Source organism: Micromonospora taraxaci (assembly GCF_007830095.1).
Classification (GTDB): Bacteria; Actinomycetota; Actinomycetes; order Mycobacteriales; family Micromonosporaceae; genus Micromonospora; species Micromonospora taraxaci.
The window spans coordinates 594,497-616,967 of record NZ_VIWZ01000002.1 but is presented as its reverse complement, the minus strand read 5'-3'; the positions used below and the strand labels follow the sequence as shown (position 1 = coordinate 616,967).

Sequence of the window (22,471 nt, the reverse complement as noted above, 5' to 3'; positions counted from 1 at the left end):
GAAGCCCCGCGGCGGGGCTTCCCGGCAGCGTCTCAGGCCGAACGGTAGCGCGGGAACGCGCCGGCGCCCGCGTAGCGCGCCGCGTCGGCCAGCTCCTCCTCGATCCGGAGCAGCTGGTTGTACTTGGCGACGCGGTCCGAGCGGGCCGGCGCGCCGGTCTTGATCTGGCCACAACCGGTGGCGACCGCCAGGTCGGCGATGGTGGTGTCCTCGGTCTCGCCGGAGCGGTGGCTCATCATGCACTTGAAGCCGGCCCGGTGGGCCAGGTCCACGGCGTCCAGGGTCTCGGTCAGCGAGCCGATCTGGTTGACCTTGACCAGGACCGCGTTCGCGGACTTCTCCGCGATGCCGCGGGCGATCCGCTGCGGGTTGGTGACGAACAGGTCGTCACCGACGATCTGCACCCGGTCGCCGATCGAGGCGGTCAGCGTCTGCCAGCCGCTCCAGTCGTCCTCGGCCAGCGGGTCCTCGATCGACACGATCGGGTACTCGTCGGCCAGTTTGGTGTAGTAGGTGCTCATGTCCTCGGCGGACTTCGCGGCACCCTCGAAGGTGTAGGTGCCGTTGTCGAAGAACTCCGTGGCCGCCACGTCGAGCGCGAACACGATGTCGCTGCCGAGCCGGTAGCCGGCCTTCTCGACCGCCTCGGCGATCAGGTCCAGGGCCGCCGCGTTCGTCGGCAGGTTCGGTGCGAAGCCACCCTCGTCACCGAGGCCCGTCGACAGGCCCTTCTTCTTCAGCACCGACTTCAGCGCGTGGTAGACCTCCGCGCCCGAGCGCAGCGCCTCCCGGAAGGTGGGCGCGCCGATCGGCGCGATCATGAATTCCTGGATGTCGACGTTCGAGTCGGCGTGCGCGCCACCGTTGAGGATGTTCATCATCGGCACCGGCAGGAGGTGCGCGTTCGGGCCGCCCAGGTAGCGGAAGAGGCTCAGCTCGGCGCTGCCGGCAGCGGCCTTCGCCACCGCCAGGGAGACCCCCAGGATGGCGTTCGCGCCCAGCTCCGACTTGCTGTCGGTGCCGTCGATGTCGAGCATCTTCTGGTCGATGAGCCGCTGCTCGCTGGCCTCGTACCCGATGATCTGGTCGACGATCTTGTCTTCGACGTTGGAGACCGCCTTCTCCACGCCCTTGCCCTGGTAGCGGTCGGCGTCACCGTCGCGCAGCTCGATCGCCTCGAACGCGCCGGTGGAGGCGCCGGAGGGCACCGCGGCGCGAGCCACCGTGCCGTCGTCCAGGCCGACCTCGACCTCGACCGTGGGGTTGCCCCGCGAGTCGAGAATCTCCCGGGCGACGATTCCCTCGATGGTTGCCACTGAGTCGCTCCTCGTTGTTGTAATCCGGTCCGTGGGTGGGCCGCGACGGTGCGGCTGAGGCAGGTGTTGAACGCAGCGTATCGGGCCACGGGAAACGGCACGGCGTCGCCCGCGCACCCGAGTCGCCCCGCACTGACGGACATTCCCGGATTTCCGGGCGTCAACCGGCAACGGGTTTGCGCTGCGCGGACCAGATCCACCAGGCTGGTCGGCATGCCCGCCGCCTCGACCACCCTCCGCATGCTCGCCGTGTCGGTCATCGCGTCGCTCACGGTCACTGGCTGTCAGACATTCGAGGACGCCGGAGTCGCCATGGGTCGCTCGGAACTCGTCAACGACCTCGCCGCCCGACTCGACCGGGCGTTGGAGCTGACGTACTCGGCCGACTACCAGCTGCCCGGCGGCCAGAGCGCCGCGATCGTGCAGGCGCAGGACCCGGCCCGCTCCGCGTACACCTATCCGGGCGGGCGGCTCACCGTCACACCGGAGGCGATCACCCGGTGCACGACCACCGGTGCCCGGCCGGAGTGCACCCTGGCCACCCCGCCCACCCCGGGCAGCAAGCCCACAGTGACGCTCTTCGGCGAAGCCAACCAGCAGGGGCTTGTCACACCGCCGGTGGTGGTCGGACTGCTGACCACCGCCGCACTCGACCCACAGGCGGTCATCAAGCAGAGCGACACCACGATCGCCGGACACCACGCCGCGTGTGTGAACGTGGAAAGTTCCTCCGGTGACTTCACCGCCTGCGTGACCACCGAGGGCGTGCTCGGCAGCTTCACCGGGCCCGTCGACGGCAAGCCGATGGAGTTGGCGCTGAGCCGCTACTCCGCGACCGTGGACAACGACGCGTTCGACCCACCGGCCGGCGCCGGCGTCGTGGACAGCCGCCCGGGAGGGTCGTGACCGGCCCGGCCGCCGCTGCCGGGCTCGACCCACCCGCGTCCGCGGCACGACCCGCCGGTTTCCAGCCCGGGGCCGAGCGGGGGCGGCTGCCCGCCCCCGGCGACCTGGCCCTACCGGTGACCGGCGCGAAGCTGCTGACCGACGCCGACGGTCGACCACTCCGCGTCGCCGACCTGCCCGCCGACACCGACTGGGTGCCGCTGGGCACCCTCGACGGGGTGCCCGCCTGGGCCACCGATCTCACCACCGCCGGCACTCTTCCCGGCCGGGCACGTGGCTGGGCGTCGCTCGCCGCCGAGGTGCCGGAGCCACACGCCGCGCTCGCCAGCCGGGCGTTGGCGGTGATCACCTGGCGGCGTACCCACAGGTGGTGTGGCGCCTGCCGCGCCGAGCTGACCGACAAGCCGGGCGAGACCGCGCGGCGGTGCCCCGACTGCGGCCTGTACGTCCCGATGCAGCTCTCCGCCGCGGTGTTGGTGGCGATCACCCGGCCCGGCCCGGCCGGTCGCGCCGACGAGCTGCTGCTGGTCCGGCACGCCACCGGACCGACCGGGCTGTGGGCACTCGTGGCCGGCTTCGTGGAGGCCGGCGAGACGCTGGAGGCGGCGGTGCACCGGGAGGTCGGCGAGGAGGTCGCGTTGTCCGTCGACCGACTGGCGTACTTCGGCAGCCAGCCGTGGGCGATCTCCGGCCCCGGCGTGCTGCTCGCCGGTTTCACCGCCCGTGCCGCCGACCCGCACGCCGAGCCGGTGGTCGACGGCCGGGAGCTGACCGAAGCCCGATGGTTCGGCGTGGATGCGCTGCCGGCGGAACTGCCGCCCGCGTACTCCATCTCGCGCTGGCTGATCGACGCGACAGTGACCGCCGCACGGCGCTGAACCGCGCGGGCCCGGCGGGCTCCTCAGACGCCGAGCAGGGTACGCAGGTGGCGCGGGGGCGGGCAGTCGTGGGACAGCATCGCGTCGTGCCAGTCGCGCAGCGACACTCCGTCCGGGCGGGCGGCGGCGACCTCGGCGACCTCGCTGTACCCGACGAAGTAGGTGGAGAGCTGGGTGGAGGTGAGCAACGAGCGACGCCACTTGCCGGCCGCCTCGCCCTCCTCCTGGAAGCCGCGCCCGGTCATCAACGCCATCGCCTCCGCCTCGGGCAGGTCCTCGGCGTGCACCAACTGGTCGAGCAGCGCGTTGATGGTCATCCGGAGCTGCATCTTGAGCTGCTGCAACCGCACCGGCAGGCCACCGAAGCCGAGGCCCGTCATCAACTCCTCCGCGTACACCGCCCAGCCCTCGATGAACGGGCCGGACTCGGCCAGCGCACGGACCCGGGTGCCGCCGACGTAGCGGCGCGCGTGGGCGAGCTGGAGGAAGTGCCCCGGCATCGCCTCGTGCACGGTCAGGTTGCGGATCATGTGGTCGTTGTACTCGCGGTAGAACGACTCGACCCGCTGCGCCGGCCAGTCCGTCGGGGTGGGCGCGATGCAGTAGAAGGTCGGCACTGCCGCAGTCTCCAGCGGGCCGGGCGCGTCGCAGTAGGCCACCGCGACACCCCTGGCGAACTCCGGCATCTCCTGGATCACACACCTGTCGTCGACCAGGGTGACCAGGTCGTGGGCGCGGACGAAATCGGTCGCCTCGTCCAGTGTCACACCGGCCAGCTCGACGATTGTCGCGTCGTTCGGGTGCTCGGCGGCGAGCAGGTCCAGCGCCCTGCGTACCGCGGCGTCGTCGGCCGGGCCACCGACCAGCTCGACGGCCGCCTCGCGGATCTCCGCGGTGACCCGGTCCAGGTTGGCCCAGGCACGGCGCTGGATCTCGGCGGCGCCCAACTCGGTGTCGAGGGTGTGCCACAGCCGGGCCTCCCAGCGGCGGCGGCCCAGCCGGGGGTCACGTCCGGGGCCCGCGTCGGCGGCCAGGCCGGCGCGCAGCCACGCGACGAACTCCTCGATCGCGGCGATCGCCGCGGTGGCGGCCGGCTCGACCCGGTCGAGGGCGCTCGGCGCCTGGGCGAGCAGGGCCGGCAGCTCGTCGCGGATCAACGCGGCCGTGCCGGCGAACTGCCCGACCGCCGTCTCCGCGTGGATCCGCGGCATGTCGCGCAGCGTCGAGCGGGCGGTGGCGAGGGCGTCCGGTACGGCGGCGAGCCGACCGGCCAGTTGGGTCAGTCGCACCTCCGCCGGGGCGTACGGGCGGGTCAGCAACGGGTGCAGGAACGATCCGGGGTTGTGCCACAGCGGGTTCCACTCGTGCGACCGGATCTCGGTCAGCTCGAACAGCTCCCGGTCCACGAAGGAGGTCAGCAGCGCGTGGTCGACCTGCTCGTCGACGTCGAGCGAATCCGGGTCCAGCTCGGACAGCGCGTTGGCCGCGTCGGAGAGCATCGCCCGATCGGCCGCGAGCCCGTCGGCGGACAGATCAGGAAGCCGGTCGTCGAACCGGTGGTCGCCGGCGGCGGTGGCCACCCCCGGCCGCGACTCCAGCAACGCCTCGACAACCCGCTCGGCCAGCACCCCAAAGGCTTCCACCCGGCCCACCCTACCGATCACCCCCGACGACGCCGCCGGTTCCGCACGCTCCCGTCGATGCCCCTCCCACTCCCGTCGATCATGGAGTTGTTGCCGTCCGCCTCGGCGTGTCGTGGCAACAACTTCATGGTCAACGCGGGTCTGGGGGTGGGGGTTCGACGGCGCGGAGGGCTTCGGCGTAGGCGAGGGTCGTGCGGCGGAGGGCCGCTTCCGGGTTGATGCCCGCTTCGCGGGCAGCCGCCACCGTTGCCAGGAGGCTCGCGCCCAGCCTTGCTTCGGCGTCCACCTGGGTGTCCGCCAGTGGCGGTGGAACACTCATGCCCGCTCGGGCGGCACGCGCCAGGATCTGCGTGGCCAGGGCCAGGGCAGGCTGGCTCAACGCGACGCCGTCCAGCACCGACTTCCGGGCCTTCTCCGCGCGCTTGATCCGCTCCCAGTTCTCGGTGATCTCCTCCAGCGTGCCCGCCTCGGCACCGGCGAAGACGTGCGGATTGCGCCGGATCATCTTGTCGACCAGGCCACCGGCCACGTCGTCGATGCTCCACCGCTCACCCTCGGGCAACTCCTCGGCGAGCCGCGCGTGCAACACCACCTGCAGGAGGACGTCGCCCAACTCCTCACGCAGCGCATCGGTGTCGTCGGCGTCGATCGCGTCGTACGCCTCGTAGCTCTCCTCCAGCAGGTAACCGGCGAGGCTGCGGTGCGTCTGCGCACGCTTCCACGGGTCACCACCCGGCGAGGCCAACCGGTCCAGCACGGCCACCGTGTCGAGCAGTCGCGCGCCCGGCGGGTCCCACGAGCCGTACATCAGCTCCATCTCGGCCAACCCCGGCTCCCGGGCCAGCCGCAGGCCCAACTCCCGGGCAAGAGCCTCGTCGCCGGCCGGGCCGGCCAACCACACCGCCGTGCCGTGCGCCGCCACCGTGTCCAGCAGCCGTTGCGTCGCCGGGCCGTCCACCACGACGACCTCGGCGCCCGCCTGGCGCACCGCCGTGACCAACTCGCTCTCCGCGCCGGTCAGCACCGGGTGCTGGCGTACGACGTCCCAGGCCGCCGCCGTCAGCAACCCGGCCGGTAGCCGGGGCGACGTGACCAGCAGGACGATCCGTGCCGTCATGTTCAGCTGGCCGTGCCCTCGGCGTCGGGGGTGGCGGCCGACTCGACCGACTCCGGGGTGGAGACGTCGGTGACCATGTCGGAGCCCGGCTCACCCAGCGGCACGCTCACCGCGGGAATGTCACCAGGGAAGCTGAGCACCGGGAACTCCAGCGGGCGGTACCGGGGGCTGACCGTTACGTCGTAGCGCTCGACCGCCTCGACCAGCGACCGTCGGGTCGCCAGCGCACCACGCAACTGGTCGCCGTCGAGCTGGCGGGCGGCCTCCTCGTCGCTCGTGGCGGCGGGGATCTGGCCCGCCTCACGGCCGACCGCGATCAGGGTCTTCATCTCCTGCTCGGTCGGCGCGACCGACTCGGACGGCACCCCGGACAGGCAGGTGTAGAGGGCGGACACCTGCTGCACGTACTCCGTGTCAGCCGTCAACTGGAGCGCCTGGGCGACCTGGTCGGAAGCCACCTGGCCACGCGGCTGGTAGTTCTTCTCGGCGGAGACCTGCTTACACACCTCGCTCAGCACCAGCACGCTGGCCACGTCGGCCGGGCCGGTCGGCTTCGGCGCCGCCTGGCCGGGCTGGCTCGCGGCGGGCGACTCCGGGTTCTTGTCGCGCAGGTCCTTCAGCACGGCGGCAACCCGCTCGTCGGTGATGCGGTGGTCACCGATGTAGGCGGCGATGCCGGGCTCGGCACGACATCCGGAGAGGGCGATGAGACCGACCGCCACGCTGGCGACGGCGACAAGACGGCGAGCACGCATGACGGTCACTCTCTCACGGCAGGGCACGCCGCTGTGACGCCCCCCACCGCACGAGCGGCTCAGGCCGGCGCCCCCGCCACCACTGCGGGGGCACCGAGCACATCGGAGAGCAACTGCGCGCACCACTGCAACAGCGCCTGGTCGCGCAACGGCTCGCCGCCGATCCGGCGGGTGGTCGGTCGGGGCACGCTGACCTGGTCGGTGGCCTGCTTGTAGACGGCATCCGGGTGGTAGCGCTTGAGCCGCAACTGCTTCGAATCCGGCAGCGGCAGCGGACCGAACCGGACGTGCTTGCCCTGCATGGACACGTCGGTCAGGCCGTAGCGGCGGGCCAGCAGGCGGAACCGGGCCACCTCCACCAGGTTCTGCACCGGGGCCGGCGGCTCGCCGTACCGGTCGGTCATCTCGGCGATCACCTCGCCCAGCCGCTCCTCGTCGCGCGCCTCGGCGAGCTTGCGGTACATCTCCAGGCGCAGCCGCTCCACGCTCACGTAATCGTGCGGCAGGTGCGCGTCGACCGGCAGATCGATCTTGACATCGACCTCCTCCTCCGGCCGCTCGCCCTTGAACGCGGAGACCGCCTCGCCGACCATCCGCACGTACAGGTCGAAGCCGACACCCTCGATGTGCCCGGACTGCTCACCGCCGAGCAGGTTGCCGGCACCCCGGATCTCCAGGTCCTTCATCGCCACGTACATGCCGGCACCCAGCTCGGTGTGCTGCGCGATCGTCGCCAGCCGCTCGTGGGCGTGCTCGGTGAGCGGCTTCTCCGGCGGGTACAGGAAGTACGCGTACGCCCGCTCCCGGCCCCGGCCGACCCGGCCCCGGATCTGGTGCAACTGGGCCAGGCCGAGCAGGTCGGCGCGCTCCACGATCAGTGTGTTGGCGTTCGGGATGTCGATGCCCGACTCGACGATCGTGGTGCAGACCAGGACGTCGAACTCCTTCTCCCAGAAGCCGACCATCACCTTCTCCAGCGCGTCCTCGCTCATCTGGCCGTGCGCCACCGCGACCCGCGCCTCGGGCACCAACTCCCGCAGCCGCCGCGCCGCCCGGTCGATCGACTCGACCCGGTTGTGCAGGTAGAAGACCTGCCCGTCGCGCAGCAACTCGCGGTGGATGGACGCCGCCACCTGCCGGTCGTCCTGCGCGCCGACGAAGGTCAGCACCGGGTGCCGCTCCTCCGGCGGGGTGGCGATCGTGGACATCTCCCGGATGCCGGTGATCGCCATCTCCAGGGTCCGCGGGATCGGGGTGGCCGACATGCTCAGCACGTCGACGGACGCGCGCAGCGTCTTCAGGTGCTCCTTGTGCTCGACACCGAAGCGCTGCTCCTCGTCCACGATCACCAGACCGAGCTGCTTGAACCGGGTGGCGGTCTGCAACAGGCGGTGGGTGCCGATGACGATGTCGACGGTGCCGTCGGCGACCATCTCCATCGTGCGCTCGGTCTCCTTCGCCGTCTGGAACCGGGACAGCTGCCGGATCTGGACCGGGAACTGGCTCATCCGCTCGGCGAACGTGTTGTAGTGCTGCTGAACCAGCAGGGTGGTGGGCACCAGCACCGCCACCTGCTTGCCGTCCTGCACCGCCTTGAACGCCGCCCGGACCGCGATCTCGGTCTTGCCGTAGCCGACATCACCGCAGATCAGCCGGTCCATCGGGACGGTCTGCTCCATGTCCCGCTTGACCTCGTCGATCGCGGCGAGCTGGTCCGGCGTCTCCTGCCAGGGGAAGGCATCCTCCAACTCGCGCTGCCACGGGGTGTCCGGACCGAACGAGTGGCCCTTGGACGCCTTGCGCGCCGCGTAGAGCTGGATCAGCTGGGCGGCGATCTCCCGGACCGCCTTGCGGGCCCGAGCCTTGGACTTCTGCCAGTCCGAGCCGCCCATCTTGTGCAGCGTCGGCTGCTCCCCGCCCACGTAACGGGAGAGCTGGTCGAGCTGGTCGGTCGGCACGAAGAGGCGGTCGCCGGGCTGCCCACGCTTGCTGGCCGCGTACTCGATCACCAGGTATTCGCGGCTGGCGCCGTTGACGGTGCGCTGCACCAGCTCGACGTAGCGGCCGATGCCGTGCTGCTCGTGCACCACATGGTCGCCAGCCTTCAGCTCCAGCGGGTCGATGGTGTTGCGCCGCCGGCTCGGCATCTTGCGCATGTCCCGGGTCGACGTACCCCGGCCACCTGTCACGTCGTTGCCGGTCAACAGCACGAAACGGGACGCCTCGTCGACGAAACCGCTGCCCAACGCGCCGCAGGTGACCACCAGCTCGCCGGGGACCGGCGCGGTCGGCACCTCCTCGGCCAACCGGGCGCCCAGCCCGGCGTCGCGCAGCACCTCCACCGCCCGCTGAGCGGGGCCGTGCCCCTCGAAGACCAGCGCGATCGACCAGCCCTCACCGGCCCAGCGCTTCAGATCGTCGACCACCCTGCTGGTCTCGCCGTGGTACAGCGGGGCCGGCTGAGCGCCGAGGGTCACCGCGATGGCGTCGTCCGGGGTGACGGCGGCCTCCTCGGGCGCGTCCTCCCAGGGCTGCCGCGTCTCGGCGTTCTCCGCTTCGACCAGCCCGAACGGAGACAGCGTCCACCAAGGCTGGCGGAGCTTGCCCGCGGCGGCGCGGACTTCGCCGAGGGTGCGGAAGGCGGCGGCGCCGACGTCCACCGGGGCCTGGCCACCGACCGCGGCGGCGGCCCAGCTGGCCTGCAAAAACTCCTCCGAGGTACGCACCAGGTCGTGCGCCCTCGTGCGGATCCGCTCCGGGTCGCACAGCAGCACGTGGGTGCCGGACGGCATGGCGTCCAGCAGCAACTCCAGCGAGTCGGGGCCGACCAGCACCGGCGCCAGCGACTCCATCCCCTCCACCGGGATGCCCTCGGCGAGCTTGTCGAGGATCTCGGCCAGCTCGGGGTGCTGCTCGGCGAGGGCGGCGGCCCGCTCACGGACCGCTGGGGTGAGCAGCAACTCCCGGCAGGGCGGCGCCCACAGCAGCGGAACCTGCTCGATGGTCCGCTGGTCGGCCACGGCGAAGGTGCGGATCTCCTCCACCTCGTCGCCCCAGAACTCGACCCGGGACGGGTGCTCGTCGGTGGGCGGGAAGACGTCCAGGATCCCGCCGCGCACGGCGAACTCGCCGCGCTTGGTGACCAGGTCGACCCGGGCGTACGCCATGTCAATCAGCCGGCGGGCGACCTCCTCGAGGTCTGCCTCCGCACCGGCGGCGAGCTGCACCGGCTCCAGATCACCGAGCCCCTTGAGCTGCGGCTGGAGGAGCGAACGGACCGGGGCCACGACCACTCGCAGCGGCCCGGTGCCGCCGTGCGCGTCGGTGGCCTCCGGGTGCGCCAACCGGCGCAGCACGGCCAGCCGTCGACCCACCGTGTCCGAGCGTGGGGACAGCCGCTCGTGCGGCAGCGTCTCCCAGGAAGGGAAGACGACCACCTGCTCCGCCGGCAGCAACCCGCCCAGGGCGGCGACCAGGTCGTCGGCCTCCCGGGTGGTGGCGGTCACCGCCAGCACGGGCCGCCCGGCCCCCTCGTTGTCGGCGGCGACCGCCGCGACGGCGAACGGACGCAGCGCCGCCGGGGCGGTGATGTCGAGGCCGTCGACCTGGGCGGCACCGGAGCGCGCCAGGTCACGCGCCCGGGCCAGCCCGGGGTCGGCCAGGGCAGCGGTGAACAGACCGGTGAGCAAGGGAATCCTTCCAGGGGAGTCGACGCACACGACGGCGGCCCCGCGTCCAGCCGGACGGGGGGCGCACAGCAGCCAGCCTATCTCCGTCGACCGACAGACACCCGCTTCCGCCCAGGTCCCCGCGCCTTGCGTCTCGATCCGCGCAACATCGGCGATGTTGCTGCCTCCGACGCGCGGGAAACACCAACATCCCCGATGTTGCGCGGATCTTGACCTCTCCACGGACCGGGGCGAGGTTTTGGGGCGACCCACATCGGCCAAGGTCACGCTCGAACAAGGATGTAGGGGCCTCACCGACGCGCCGAGACCACTACATCCTTGATATTGCGCGATCTTGGAGAGTGGAGGGCCTCCGGCACAGAGGTCACCGACCCGCACACCTTGCTCGCCCCAAGATCCGCGGGAGCGGGAGCGGGGCGCAGCGGTCTGCCATGGCCTCTCGCGGATCTTGACCGACTGACGGCTGGCGTGGTCGGGTTTGTGGATGGGTGAGCAGTGGCGGGCGCAGTTCGACGCGGAGGTGAGCTTCGCCAACGGCGGCGGACTGCGTACCGAGGGGTTTCGGCTGGACATTCCGGGTCAGGACATCAGCGACGAGGACCTGGCGGCGTTGTTCGTCCGTCACCTCGGGCTGCTGATGGTCGCCGAGGTCCGGATCAGCGCGAAGTCGATCATCGAGGAGCCGCACAAGGGCGGCCGGGGCGTGGCCGTCGATCAGCCAGTGCCCGGCCGCAGACTGGTCGAGTTGAGCCACGTGATCAGCGACGGGATGACCGCCCTGCCCGGCTGGCCGGGGCCCCGGATCACCGACTGGCTGACCTTCGCGGCATCGCGGGAGCGCTACGCGGCCGGCACCGAGTTCCACGTGGCCCGGATCGACCTGATCGCCAACACCGGCACGTACGTGGACACTCCCGCCCACCGCTGGGCCGGCCGTGACGATCTGACCGGGGTGCCGCTGGACCGTCTCGCCGACCTGCCCGGGGTGGTGGTCCGGGTGCCGGCCGGCACCCGCGCCGTGGATCGGCTGATGCTCGCCCCGTACGAGGTGAGTGGTCGGGCGGTACTGCTGCACACCGGGTGGGATGTGCACTTCGGCACGGAGCGGTACGGCGCGCCGGAGGCGCCGTACCTGACCGGGGACGCCGCTCAGGCGTTGGCCGACGCGGGTGCGGCACTGGTCGGCATCGACTCGATCAACATCGACGACATGAGCCCGGCGGCCGGAGGTCTACGCCCCGCGCACAGCACGCTGCTCGCCGCCGACATCCCGATCGTGGAACACCTGACCGGCCTGGACGCGCTGCCGCCGACCGGCTTCCGGTTCACCGCGGCCCCACCGATGGTGGCCGGCATGGGCACCTTCCCGGTCCGCGCCTTCGCCGTCGTCAACCCCTGACGCGATACACCGCCGCTGCCGGCGCGCACCTGGCGGGAGCGCCCTGGGGCCCGCGCGTCAGTAGCGCACCGAGATCCGGCGCGCGACGGCGTCCACCTGGATCTCCCCGCCGTACGGGATGATCAACTGCGGGTCGGTGTGACCGAGGTCGACGTCGAAGACCACCACCGCCTCCGGGTTGTACGGCGTGAGCGCACGCATGACCGCTTCCCGCTGGGCCTCGCCCCACGCCTGCCGTTCCGGCACCGACAGCGGCTTGTCGAAGTCCCACGCCTTGGGGCGCCCGACGATGATGGCTCCGAAGGCGGCGAGCAGGCCCCGCTCCCCCATGTTCCGCACGATCCGGAACACCTCCTGGGCGCTCGGCATCTCCTCGGAGGTCTCGAAGAGCAGCACGGACCCGGCCAGTTCGTCGGCGGTCGGCACCCGGTCGGCGGCCATCAACCAGTGCAGAATCTCCAGGTTGCCACCCCAGGTGCGCCCCCGCACCACCCGCTGCGGCCCCTGCCAGCGCCAGCCCTCGCCGGGCAGCATCTCCGGCTCGTACGCCAGCGTCTCGGGCTCGGTCCACGGGTTCGGCCGGTCACCCCAGGTGGGCGCGGGCGTCAACTCGTACCAGTCGGTGGTGAAGAGCGCGGCGCGCAGCGAGTCGACTGTCAACGGGTGCGGCGCGCCCGGCCGGCCGAGGTGCACCAGAACCGACCCACCGTGGTACGCGACGATGCCCAGCCGGTACAGGTGGTTGAGCACGTTCGTGTTGTCCGAGTAACCGAAGTAGGGCTTGGGATTGGCCCGGAGAACGTCGTCGTCGAGGTGCGGGGTGACCGTGATCAGGTCGTCGCCGCCGACCGTGGCGAGCACCGCGGTGATGCTCGGGTCGGCGAACGCGGCGGTCAGGTCGCGGGCCCGGTCGCGAGGGTCCGCACCCATGATCCGCGTGGTCGGGTACTCCACCGGCTCCAGACCGAACTCCTCGCGCAGCCGGCGCAGCCCCAACTCGTACACGTGGGGGAAGAGGCCCGGCAGGCCGGCGGAGGGTGAGACGACAGCGACCCTGTCGCCCGGCTGTGGTTTGGGTGGATGGATCAGCGTCCCCATGATCGAAGGCTAACGGTCCGGCCAACCGGTTTCCGTCCTGCCGTTCCCAGATCGGACATTAGGCTCTCGATGTGGATGAAGCACGGCAAAGGCGCGACCGTGACTGGGCGCCGCGCAGCATCGGGCTGCTCATCGGCACGCTCGCGCTGGCCACCGCGTTCATCGCGGCCTACGTCGGAGCACTGCACCAGCCCACACCGCGCGACCTGCCGACCGGCGTCGTCACCAGCGACCAACGCGCGCGGGCCACCCTCGAGGCCGTGCGCGACCAGACCACCATCCTCAAACCCATCGAGTACGACGACACGGGCGCCGCCGAGCACGGCCTGCTCAGCCGCGCCGTGTACGCGGTGCTCAGCACCGGCCCGGACAACGGCCTGCTCCTCACTGTGGCGAGCGCCTCCGGCCCCTCCGCCACCAGCGCGATCAAGGAGGTCCTCAGCACCGCCGCCACCCGCTCCGGCACCCCGTTGCAGATCGTCGACCGGGTGCCGGTCACCTCGGACGACCCGCGCGGTGTGGTGCCGTTCTACCTCAACGTCGGGTACGTGCTCGGCGGTTACCTCGCCTCGACAGTGCTCGGGATCTCCGCCGGCACGACCCCACGGTCGGCGCGGCGGGCTGGACTACGCATAGCCGCCCTGGCGGTCTACAGCGTGCTGCTGGGCATCGCGGGCGCTGTCGTGGTCGGGCCGGTCCTGGACATCTGGCAGCACGACGTGCCGACGATCGCCGCGATCGGCGCGCTGGCCGTCTTCGCCGCCGCGATGTTCGCCAGCGCCATCCAGGGGTGGCTCGGTGTCGCGGGCACCGCGCTGGTCATCCTGCTGCTGGTGGTGCTCGGCAACCCCGGCTCCGGCGGCATCTACGCGCCGGAGTTCCTGCCCGGGGTGCTGCGTGGCATGCACCGGTGGAACATTCCCGGGCTCGCCAACGACCTCACCAAGGCCGCGGTCTACTTCGACTGGCGATCCGCCGGCTGGCCCGCGATCGCTCTCGCGCTCTGGGCGGTGGCCGGCATCGTCGGGTTGGTCAGCGCGAGCCTCGTCCGCGGTCGCCGGATCGTCGCCCCCTAAGGGCACGCTCGGGCCCCTGAGTAAGCGGCGACGGTGGTTGAGATCACGCCGGAAACGCCGACCCGGAGCCAGTGGATCACCCGGGGGCCCTCCGCACATCCGGTGCGCGCGGATACCATCCAGTAAGTCGGACAGCGCTGTCCTTCGTCACCACGTAAGGGAGCGCATCGTGACCGATCAGCACGACCACGACGGCCCGGACGCCGCGCTGCGGGCCGACATCCGTCGACTCGGCACCCTGCTCGGGCAGACGCTGGCCCGCCAGGAGGGTCGTCCGCTGCTCGACCTCGTCGAGGAGATCCGCGCCCAGGTCCGCACCGACGCCCCGGCGGCCGCACAGCGCCTCGGCGGGCTCGACGTGACCACCGGCACCAAGCTGGCCCGCGCCTTCTCCACCTACTTCCACCTGGCCAACATCACCGAGCAGGTGCACCGTGCGCGGGATCTGCGCCGACGCCGTGCGGTGCAGGGCGGGTGGTTGGACCAGGCCGCCAAGATGATCGCCGAGCGTGGGGTTCCGGCCGACGAGATCGCCAACGCGGCGCGCCGGTTGGCGGTCCGTCCGGTTTTCACCGCGCACCCGACCGAGGCGGCCCGCCGCTCGATCCTGTCCAAGCTTCGGGCGATCGCCGACGAGTTGGACACCGAGACGGCCAACGCGATCCTCTACGGCGCCAGCGACGAGGGCCCCGCCAACCGCCGCCTGGCCGAGTTGTTGGACCTGATGTGGCAGACCGACGAGCTGCGGCTCGACCGGCCGGACCCGACCGACGAGGCCCGCAACGCCATCTACTACCTGCGCGACCTGTACGCCGAGGCCGCCCCTCAGGTGCTCGACGATCTGGCCGACACGCTGCGTACCCTCGGCGTGGAGACCTCCCCGACGGCCCGGCCGCTGAGCTTCGGCACCTGGATCGGCGGCGACCGCGACGGCAACCCGTTCGTCACCCCGGCGGTCACCCGTGAGGTGCTGACCATCCAGCACGAGCACGGCATCGCCGCGACCGAGAAGGCGATGGACCACCTCATCAACGAGGTCTCGGTCTCCCGCCGGCTGCGCGGGGTGTCCCTGGACCTGTCCGCCAGCCTCGCCGCCGACCTGGACGCGCTGCCCGAGGTGGCGACACGGTTCCGTCGGGTCAACGCTGAGGAGCCGTACCGGCTCAAGGCGCGCTGCGTGAAGGCGAAACTCGCCAACACGCGGCAACGGCTACGCCAGGGCACCGCGCACGTGCCCGGCCGGGACTACCGCGGCTCCGCCGAGCTGATCGCCGACCTCGATCTGCTGCGCGCCTCGCTGGCCCGCAACTCCGGGCAGCTCACCGCCGTCGGCCGGCTGGCCTCCACCATCCGTACGGTCTCCGCGTTCGGTCTGCACCTGGCCACCATGGACGTCCGGGAACACGCCGAGGCGCACCACGCGGTGCTCGCCCAGCTCTACGAGGCGGTCGGCGAGGTCTCCGACTACCCGGCGCTGACCCGGCTGGAGCGCACCAAGCTGCTCGCCGACGAGCTGACCGGCCGCCGGCCGTTGTCCACCGTCGACACGTCGCTGACCGAGCCGGCCCGCAAGACGTTCGACGTGTTCGGGACCATCCGGGAGGCGCAGGACCGGTTCGGCGCCGAGGTGATCGAGTCGTACATCATCTCGATGACCCTGGGTGTCGACGACGTCCTGGCCGCCGTGGTGCTGGCCCGCGAGGCCGGCCTGGTGGACGTGCACAGCGGGCGGGCCCGGGTCGGGTTCGTGCCGCTGCTGGAGACCCCGGCCGAGCTGAACGCCGGCGGTGAGCTCCTCGACGAGCTGCTGTCGTTGCCCGCGTACCGGGCGCTGGTGACGGCCCGGGGCGACGTGCAGGAGGTGATGCTGGGCTACTCCGACTCGAACAAGGAGGCCGGGATCACCACCAGCCAGTGGTCGATCCACCGGGCGCAGCGCGCACTGCGTGACGTGGCCGCCCGGCACGGGGTGCACCTGCGGCTGTTCCACGGCCGGGGCGGCACGGTCGGGCGCGGCGGCGGGCCGACGCACGAGGCGATCCTGGCCCAGCCGTACGGCACGCTGGACGGCGCGATCAAGGTGACCGAGCAGGGCGAGGTGATCTCCGACAAGTACACCCTGCCGTCCCTGGCCCGGGAGAATTTGGAGCTCACCCTCGCCGCGGTGCTCCAGGCGACCCTGCTGCATACCGCACCCCGGCAGCCCGCCGAGATGTTGGAACGCTGGGACGCGACGATGGACGTGGTCTCCGAGTCCGCGTTCCGCTCCTACCGGTCCCTCGTCGAGGAGCCGGACCTGCCCGCGTACTTCTGGGCGTCGACCCCCACCGAGCTGCTCGGCGCGTTGAACATCGGCTCCCGGCCGGCGAAGCGCCCGAACACCGGCGCGGGGCTGTCCGGTCTGCGGGCGATCCCGTGGGTGTTCGGCTGGACGCAGACCCGACAGATCGTGCCGGGTTGGTTCGGTGTCGGCTCCGGGCTGGCCGCCGCGCGCGAGGCCGGTCTGGCCGACGTGCTGGCGGAGATGCACCGCAACTGGCACTTCTTCCGCACGTTCCTGTCGAACGTCGAGATGATGGTGACCAAGACCGACCTGAGCATCGCCCGTCGGTACGTGGAGACGCTGGTGCCGAAGAAGCTGCACCCGATCTTCGAGCAGATCGAGCAGGAGTACGAGCTGACCAAGCGGGAGCTGCTGGCGGTCACCGCCTCACCCGCCCTGCTGGACAACTCGCCGGTGCTCCAGCGCACCCTGGCCGTCCGCGACACCTACCTGGAGCCGCTGCACCACCTCCAGGTGGCGCTGCTGCGGCAGTACCGGGAGTCCGGCGCCGCCGGACGGGCGGTGGCCACCGCTCCGGGCGGGCGGCGCGCACCGAGCGACGGCACCGCCCTGGAGCGGGCGCTGCTCACCACCGTGAACGGCATCGCCGCCGGAATGCGTAACACCGGCTGATCAGCTGAACGAGGAACAGGCCCCGGTCACGACGACCGGGGCCTGTTTCGTCTGCCACCCGAACGGCGACCAGACCGTCACCGACGATCAGAAGTCGCCGCCGCCGAAATCACCACCGCCGAAGTCGCCGCCACCAAAATCGCCGCCACCGAAGTCACCACCGGCGTAGTCGCCACCGGCGTAGTCGCCGCCCTGGTCGCCGCCACCAAAGTCGCCGCCCTGGTCACCACCCTGGTCGAAACCGTCGCCGAAGCCCTCCTGGTAGCCGGCGTCGTAGCCGTACCCCGGGTCGGCGAAGGCCGGCGAGAACAGCGCGTCAGCGATCAGGATGCCGCCGAGCACGCCAGCGCCGGCGCCCAGCGCCGTCTTCCACCACGGCGTCGAATACCACCCGGCCGGCACCGGCCGGCCCTGATAACGCCCACCGGGGTAGTAGTAGGGCGTTTCCCGGCCGGGTTGCGGGCCGGCCCGGAAGGTCTGCCCCTGCACGTCGACCTCGCGCTCCTTGGTCAGCTGGCCCACGCCGCGGGCGGCGGCCAGTGCCGGCACCTCGGGGCCCGGGTCGATGCCCAACGCGGTACGCGCCGCCCGGATGTAGGCCAGCCCCTCCAGCGCGGTCTCCCGAGCCAGCCCGAACTGGTGCGGCGTACGCGCCTGCTCCAGCTGCGAGCCGGCCGCGTTGTACCGCTCACCGGCGTCGGCCAGCGCCTGGCGTACCGCCGGGTCGTCACCGTGCAGGTTGATCAACTGGCCGCCGAGGCGCTCGTACCACCGTTGCGCGTCGGCGCGGGCGTCTGCGAGCGCGGTGCGTCGACGCGCGTTGGCCCGCGTGCTGGCAAGCACGCCGGCACCCACCACGCCGATGAAGATGACCGCGAGGCACAGGACAGCTTCCATGCCCTCGAACGTACCCCCGGGTGTCACGTCGTATCCGTCTGGCAAGCTCCGGTGATGGACGTCTCGACCCTGCTCCTGGTGATCGTGTGCCTCGGTGCCGGCGGGGCGGTGGGCTGGCTCGCGGCGCGTTCCCGGTCGGCGGCCGACATCGCCCGCCTCGACGCCACCCTGGCGGCCACCCGCGAGGGCGAAGGCCGGCTGGAGCAGTCCATGCGGGCGCTCAGCTACGAGGCCACCGCGCAGTCCCAGGAGGCGGTGGCCCGGGCTGTCGCCCCGCTGCACGACACCCTGCGCCGCTACGAGCAGCGGGTGGCCGAGTTGGAGCACGACCGGGTCGACGCGTACGCCGAGCTGCGCGAGCAGGTCCGCTCGATGAGCACCGTCTCCGGTGAGCTGCGCACCGAGACCAAGCAGCTGGTGGCGGCGCTGCGGGCACCGCAGGTGCGGGGCCGCTGGGGCGAGCACCAGCTGCGCCGGATCGTCGAGGCGGCCGGGATGCTGGAGCACTGCGACTTCGCCGAGCAGGTCACCGCCGCCACCGACCAGCAGGTCGTCCGCCCGGACCTGGTGGTCCGGCTGCACGGCGGCCGATCGGTGGTGGTGGACGCCAAGGCGCCGTTCGACGCGTACCTGACGGCAATGGAGTCGCGCGACGAGCGCGGCCGGGACACCCACCTCGACGCGCACGCCCGGCACCTGCGAGGGCACGTCGACGCCCTGGCCGCGAAGTCGTACTGGTCGGCGTTCGACAGCTCACCCGAGTTCGTGGTGCTGTTCGTCCCCGCCGACCCGTTCCTCGACGTCGCGCTCCAGCGTGACCCGACTCTGCTGGAGCACGCCTTCACCCGCAACGTGGTGCTGGCGACGCCGGCCACGCTCGTCGCCCTGCTCCGCACCGTGGCCTACTCGTGGCGGCAGGAGGCGCTGGCCCGCAACGCCGTCGCGGTGCACACTCTCGCCCGCGAGCTGTACGGGCGGCTCTCCACACTGGGCGACCACGTGGGCAAGCTCGGGTCGTCGCTGGCCGGTGCGGTGACCGCGTACAACCGGGCGGTCGGCTCGTTGGAGGCGCGGGTGCTGGTCAGCGCCCGCAAGCTCGCCGAGTTGGGCGTGTCGGACGACGAGTTGGCGACGCCCGCGCAGGTCGAGTTGACGCCCCGGCAGCCGCAGGCGCCCGAGCTGGTCGACCCGGCCGACGACGAGGTCCCGACCCGCTGACCACCTATGTGACAGTGCGTATGCATGCATGTCACGAAGTGGTCACAAGGGACTGACCAGTAGTGACAGTGCTCATCGATACACCGAAAGATTTTGCTCACCCACGCGCCCTTGTCCCTGAGGGCCCTGTTCTCTGGAGGAAAGAGAACGTGAGCAAACCCCGAGATCTGCGTCGGCGTACCTCCGCCGCGCTCTTCGCGTCGGTCCTGGCGGCTGGCGCCGTGACCGTCGTGGGTGGTGCCGCCACCGCGGCCGCCGCCCCCGTCACCACACCGGACGCTTCCCCGGCCACCGCCGCCGAGACGCTGGGCGCTCACGACGCCAAACTGCTCAGCGCGGCCAGGGCCAAGAAGGCCCCGACCGTCACCCTGATCGTCTCCACCGAGAAGGGTGAGGCGGGGGACGTCGCCGACAGCCTCACCAAGCTCGGCGGCACCGTCAGCCAGCGGCAGGACAAGGTCGGCTTCGTGCTGGCCAAGGTCCCGACCGACAAGGCCCTCGCGGCGGCACGGCTGCCCGGTGTCTCGGCCGTCGACCTGGACGAGGTCATCCAACTGCCCGACCCGACACCGGAAAAGACCCCCGCCGGCACCGCCGGCGCACGGCAGGCCACTGTCGCGGCGCCGGGCGAGGCCACCCGGGCGGACAACCCGTACATGCCGACCAACGAGACGGGCGCTGTCACGTTCACCGACGCCCACCCGGAGTGGGACGGCCGGGGCGTGACGATCGGCATCATGGACTCCGGTGTCGACCTGGCCCATCCGGCGTTGCAGCAGACCACCACGGGTGAGCGCAAGATCGTCGACTGGGTGACCGCGACCGACCCGCTGGAGGACGCGACGTGGCGGCGGATGCAGGCCGAGGTCACCGGCCCGTCGTTCACCATCGCGGGCGGCACCTGGACGGCACCGGCCGGCACGTACCGGTTCAACCTGTTCAGTGAGACGGTCACCAACGCCAGCGACGCCCGCGGTGACGTCAACCGCGACGGCGACACCACCGACACCTGGGGTGTGCTCTACAACCCGACCACCAACAACATCTGGGTCGACGCCAACCAGAACCGCAACTTCACCGACGACCCGATGATGCGGCCGTACAAGGAGAAGTACGACGTCGGTTACTTCGGCACCGACAACCCGGCGACAGCGGTCGCCGAGCGGCAGCCCTTCGTCGTCGAGTTCCGCAAGAACGTGAACACCACGCCGATCGGGCTGCCGGGCACCTACGACTACGTCAACATCGGCATCGTCGAGAGCACCCACGGCACCCACGTCGCCGGCATCACCGCCGCCAACGACATGCTCGGCAACGACGTCTTCGACGGCGCGGCCCCGGGCGCCAAGCTGGTCTCCGCGCGCGCCTGCTCCTGGGGCGGCGGCTGCACCGCGGCTGCCCTCACCACCGGCATGATCGACCTGGTGGCCAACCGCGGGGTCGACATCGTCAACATGTCGATCGGCGGCCTTCCGGGCCTGAACGACGGCAACAACGCCCGGACGAACCTCTACAACGAACTGATCGAGACGTACGGCGTGCAGCTGGTGATCTCGGCCGGCAACTCCGGTCCGGGTCTCAACACCGTCGGTGACCCGTCCGTCGCCAGCAACGTGATCAGCGTCGCCGCCAACATCAGCAAGGACACCTGGCTGGCCAACTACGGCTCGGTGGTGCGGAAGAAGAACGCCCTGTTCAACTTCTCCTCCCGTGGCCCGCGCGAGGACGGCGGCTTCAAGCCGAACATCGCCGCCCCCGGCTCGGCCATCTCCACCGCGCCGACGTGGCAGCTCGGTGCCCCGGTCCCCGAGGCCGGCTACGCGCTGCCCCCGGGCTACGCGATGCTGAACGGCACCTCGATGGCGTCCCCGCAGACCGCCGGTGCCGGCGCGCTGCTGCTGTCGGCCGCCAAGGCCACCGACCGGGGCGTCAGCCCGGCCGCTCTGCGGCGTGCGCTGTTCACCTCGGCCAAGCCGATCGCCGACGTGCCGACGTACGCGCAGGGCTACGGCATGGTCAACGTGCCGGGCGCCTGGCAGCTCCTGCGCCAGGGCGTCGAAACCCGGTCGTACGTCTCCGACGCGGCGGTCTGCAGCCCGCTGGCCGACCAGCTGACCATCTGGAACGGCGTGAAGTTCGTGCCGAACCCGGGTCGGGGCACCGGCGTCTACAACCGTTGTGCCGCCTCCGACGGCGGTCACAAGGTCGGGCAGGGTAAGACCTACCCGGTCAAGATCACCCGTACCAGCGGCCCGGCCGGCACCATCAAGCACGACGTCACGTTGCAGGGCAACGACGGCACGTTCAAGGCACCGAAGACTGTCGCGCTGCCGCTCAACAAGGCCGTCACCGTCAACGTGACCGCCAAGCCGACCGCCGAGGGCGCCCACGGCGCGATCATGCGGATCGACGACCCGGCCACGAACGTGGTCGACTTCGAGGTCTCCACCGTGGTGGTGGCCTCGAACGACGTGAAGAAGCCGACCTTCGCGTACGCCAACGAGGGCTCCGTCGACCGCAACGGCTACACGTCGTACTTCGTGACGGTGCCGGAGGGCGCCAAGGCGCTCCAGGTGAACCTGTCCGGGATCGCCACCGATTCCCAGACCCGGTTCATCGCCATCAACCCGCTGGGTGTCCCGGTGGAGGCGACCACCAGCACCGTCTGCTACACCAACTTCTCCGACGTCAACGTCTGCAAGCCGCAGGAGAGGGACTACCAGAACCCGCTGCCCGGGGTCTGGGAGATCGAGGTGGAGTCGCGGCGGACCTCGCCGGCGCTGAACAACCCGTTCAAGCTCCAGGTGCGGGTGCAGGGTCTGGCGGTCGAGCCGGCGCTGGTCGAACTGCCCAGCGTCAAGGCCGGTGAGCCGACCAACGTGAGCTGGGACGTGACGAACGTCTTCGGCCCGGTCTCGGTCAGCGGCCGTAGCGGCGCGCTGACCGGTGTGCGCACCGAGCGCCCGACCATCACCGAGGGTGGCCCCAACCAGGAGTGGACCGTCGAGATCCCGGCGGGCACGTCGACGTTCACCGCCCGGATCGGCAACCCCGCCAACGCGGGCGCCGACCTGGACCTGTTCGTCTACCGGGGTGACGCCGAGGTCGGCCGGGCCGCCGACGGCGACTCGGAGGAGGCGGTGACGCTGACCAACCCACCCGCGGGCACCTACCGCGTCGTGGTGGAGCCGTACGGGGTCGACGGGCCGGGCACCAGCACCGCCTACGACTACTACGACGCGTTCGCGTCCGCGTCGCTGGGCACGATCACCGCCCCGGCGACCGCGGTGCCGCTGATGCACGGCGAGTCGACCACCATCACCGGCACGGTAACGGCGGTGGCCGTTCCGGCCGACGGGCGGCAGCTCTCCGGTGAGCTGGCGATCGTCACCATCGAGGGCGCTGTCGTCGGCCGCGGCACCGTGTCCATCGGCGCCGTGAACTGATCAGGCCGTAACACCAGCAGGAGCCCGTCCCCGGATCCGGGGACGGGCTCCTGTGTCAGAGCGAGGGGTTGCTGAGG

Annotated in this window: 14 protein-coding genes; 7 read left to right on the top strand and 7 right to left on the bottom strand. The window is 71.4% G+C overall.

The annotated features are described in order from the left end of the window. Nucleotides 1-32: 32 nt before the first annotated feature. A complete protein-coding gene (eno, locus tag FHU34_RS32010) occupies nt 33-1,316 on the bottom strand; it encodes a phosphopyruvate hydratase (protein ID WP_145786337.1) in 1,284 nt (427 codons plus the stop codon). A gap of 213 nt (nt 1,317-1,529) precedes the next feature. Between eno and FHU34_RS32005 the strand changes: the two genes are divergently transcribed. After that, nucleotides 1,530-2,222, top strand: coding sequence for a hypothetical protein (locus FHU34_RS32005; RefSeq protein ID WP_145786336.1), 693 nt, complete (start codon nt 1,530-1,532; stop codon nt 2,220-2,222). Further along, nucleotides 2,219-3,100, top strand: coding sequence for an NAD(+) diphosphatase (gene nudC, locus FHU34_RS32000; protein WP_145786335.1), 882 nt, complete (start codon nt 2,219-2,221; stop codon nt 3,098-3,100). Before FHU34_RS32005 ends, nudC begins: the two co-directional genes overlap by 4 nt. A gap of 23 nt (nt 3,101-3,123) precedes the next feature. Here nudC and FHU34_RS31995 read toward each other — a convergent pair whose 3' ends face one another. From FHU34_RS31995 to mfd, 4 genes are all read right to left on the bottom strand, one after another. Beyond that, complete coding sequence (locus tag FHU34_RS31995; RefSeq protein WP_145786334.1) at nt 3,124-4,743, bottom strand: DUF885 domain-containing protein; 1,620 nt, start codon at nt 4,741-4,743, stop codon at nt 3,124-3,126. Nucleotides 4,744-4,873: 130 nt separating this feature from the next. After that, nucleotides 4,874-5,860, bottom strand: a complete 987-nt coding sequence (locus FHU34_RS31990) for a nucleoside triphosphate pyrophosphohydrolase (protein WP_145786333.1) — start codon at nt 5,858-5,860, stop codon at nt 4,874-4,876. A gap of 2 nt (nt 5,861-5,862) precedes the next feature. Next, on the bottom strand, nt 5,863-6,615 hold the full coding sequence (locus tag FHU34_RS31985) for a hypothetical protein (RefSeq protein ID WP_145786332.1): 753 nt from the start codon (nt 6,613-6,615) through the stop codon (nt 5,863-5,865). A gap of 59 nt (nt 6,616-6,674) precedes the next feature. Further along, entirely contained in the window at nt 6,675-10,304 is a 3,630-nt protein-coding gene (gene mfd, locus FHU34_RS31980) for a transcription-repair coupling factor (protein ID WP_145786331.1), read from the bottom strand. Between the two features lie 484 nt (nt 10,305-10,788). On the opposite strand from mfd, the gene FHU34_RS31975 reads away from it, so the two are divergent. Then, nucleotides 10,789-11,703: a cyclase family protein gene (locus tag FHU34_RS31975; RefSeq protein WP_145786330.1), complete on the top strand. Its 915-nt coding sequence runs from the start codon at nt 10,789-10,791 to the stop codon at nt 11,701-11,703. A 57-nt stretch (nt 11,704-11,760) separates the two neighbouring features. On the opposite strand, the gene FHU34_RS31970 is transcribed toward FHU34_RS31975, so the two are convergent. Beyond that, nucleotides 11,761-12,801: a S66 family peptidase gene (locus FHU34_RS31970; protein WP_145786329.1), complete on the bottom strand. Its 1,041-nt coding sequence runs from the start codon at nt 12,799-12,801 to the stop codon at nt 11,761-11,763. Nucleotides 12,802-12,872: 71 nt separating this feature from the next. Between FHU34_RS31970 and FHU34_RS31965 the strand changes: the two genes are divergently transcribed. Next, nucleotides 12,873-13,877, top strand: a complete 1,005-nt coding sequence (locus tag FHU34_RS31965) for a hypothetical protein (RefSeq protein WP_145786328.1) — start codon at nt 12,873-12,875, stop codon at nt 13,875-13,877. A 169-nt stretch (nt 13,878-14,046) separates the two neighbouring features. Next, on the top strand, nt 14,047-16,833 hold the full coding sequence (gene ppc, locus FHU34_RS31960) for a phosphoenolpyruvate carboxylase (protein ID WP_145786327.1): 2,787 nt from the start codon (nt 14,047-14,049) through the stop codon (nt 16,831-16,833). Between the two features lie 87 nt (nt 16,834-16,920). Here the strand turns inward: ppc and FHU34_RS31955 are convergent, their stop codons facing one another. Continuing rightward, nucleotides 16,921-17,730: a hypothetical protein gene (locus tag FHU34_RS31955; protein ID WP_145786326.1), complete on the bottom strand. Its 810-nt coding sequence runs from the start codon at nt 17,728-17,730 to the stop codon at nt 16,921-16,923. Nucleotides 17,731-17,784: 54 nt separating this feature from the next. Here FHU34_RS31955 and rmuC point away from each other — a divergent pair, with 54 nt between their 5' ends. Both rmuC and FHU34_RS31945 read left to right on the top strand, forming a co-directional pair. Further along, nucleotides 17,785-18,948, top strand: coding sequence for a DNA recombination protein RmuC (rmuC, locus tag FHU34_RS31950; protein WP_145786325.1), 1,164 nt, complete (start codon nt 17,785-17,787; stop codon nt 18,946-18,948). A 149-nt stretch (nt 18,949-19,097) separates the two neighbouring features. Beyond that, nucleotides 19,098-22,394, top strand: coding sequence for a S8 family serine peptidase (locus tag FHU34_RS31945; RefSeq protein ID WP_145786324.1), 3,297 nt, complete (start codon nt 19,098-19,100; stop codon nt 22,392-22,394). Nucleotides 22,395-22,471 lie beyond the last annotated feature (77 nt).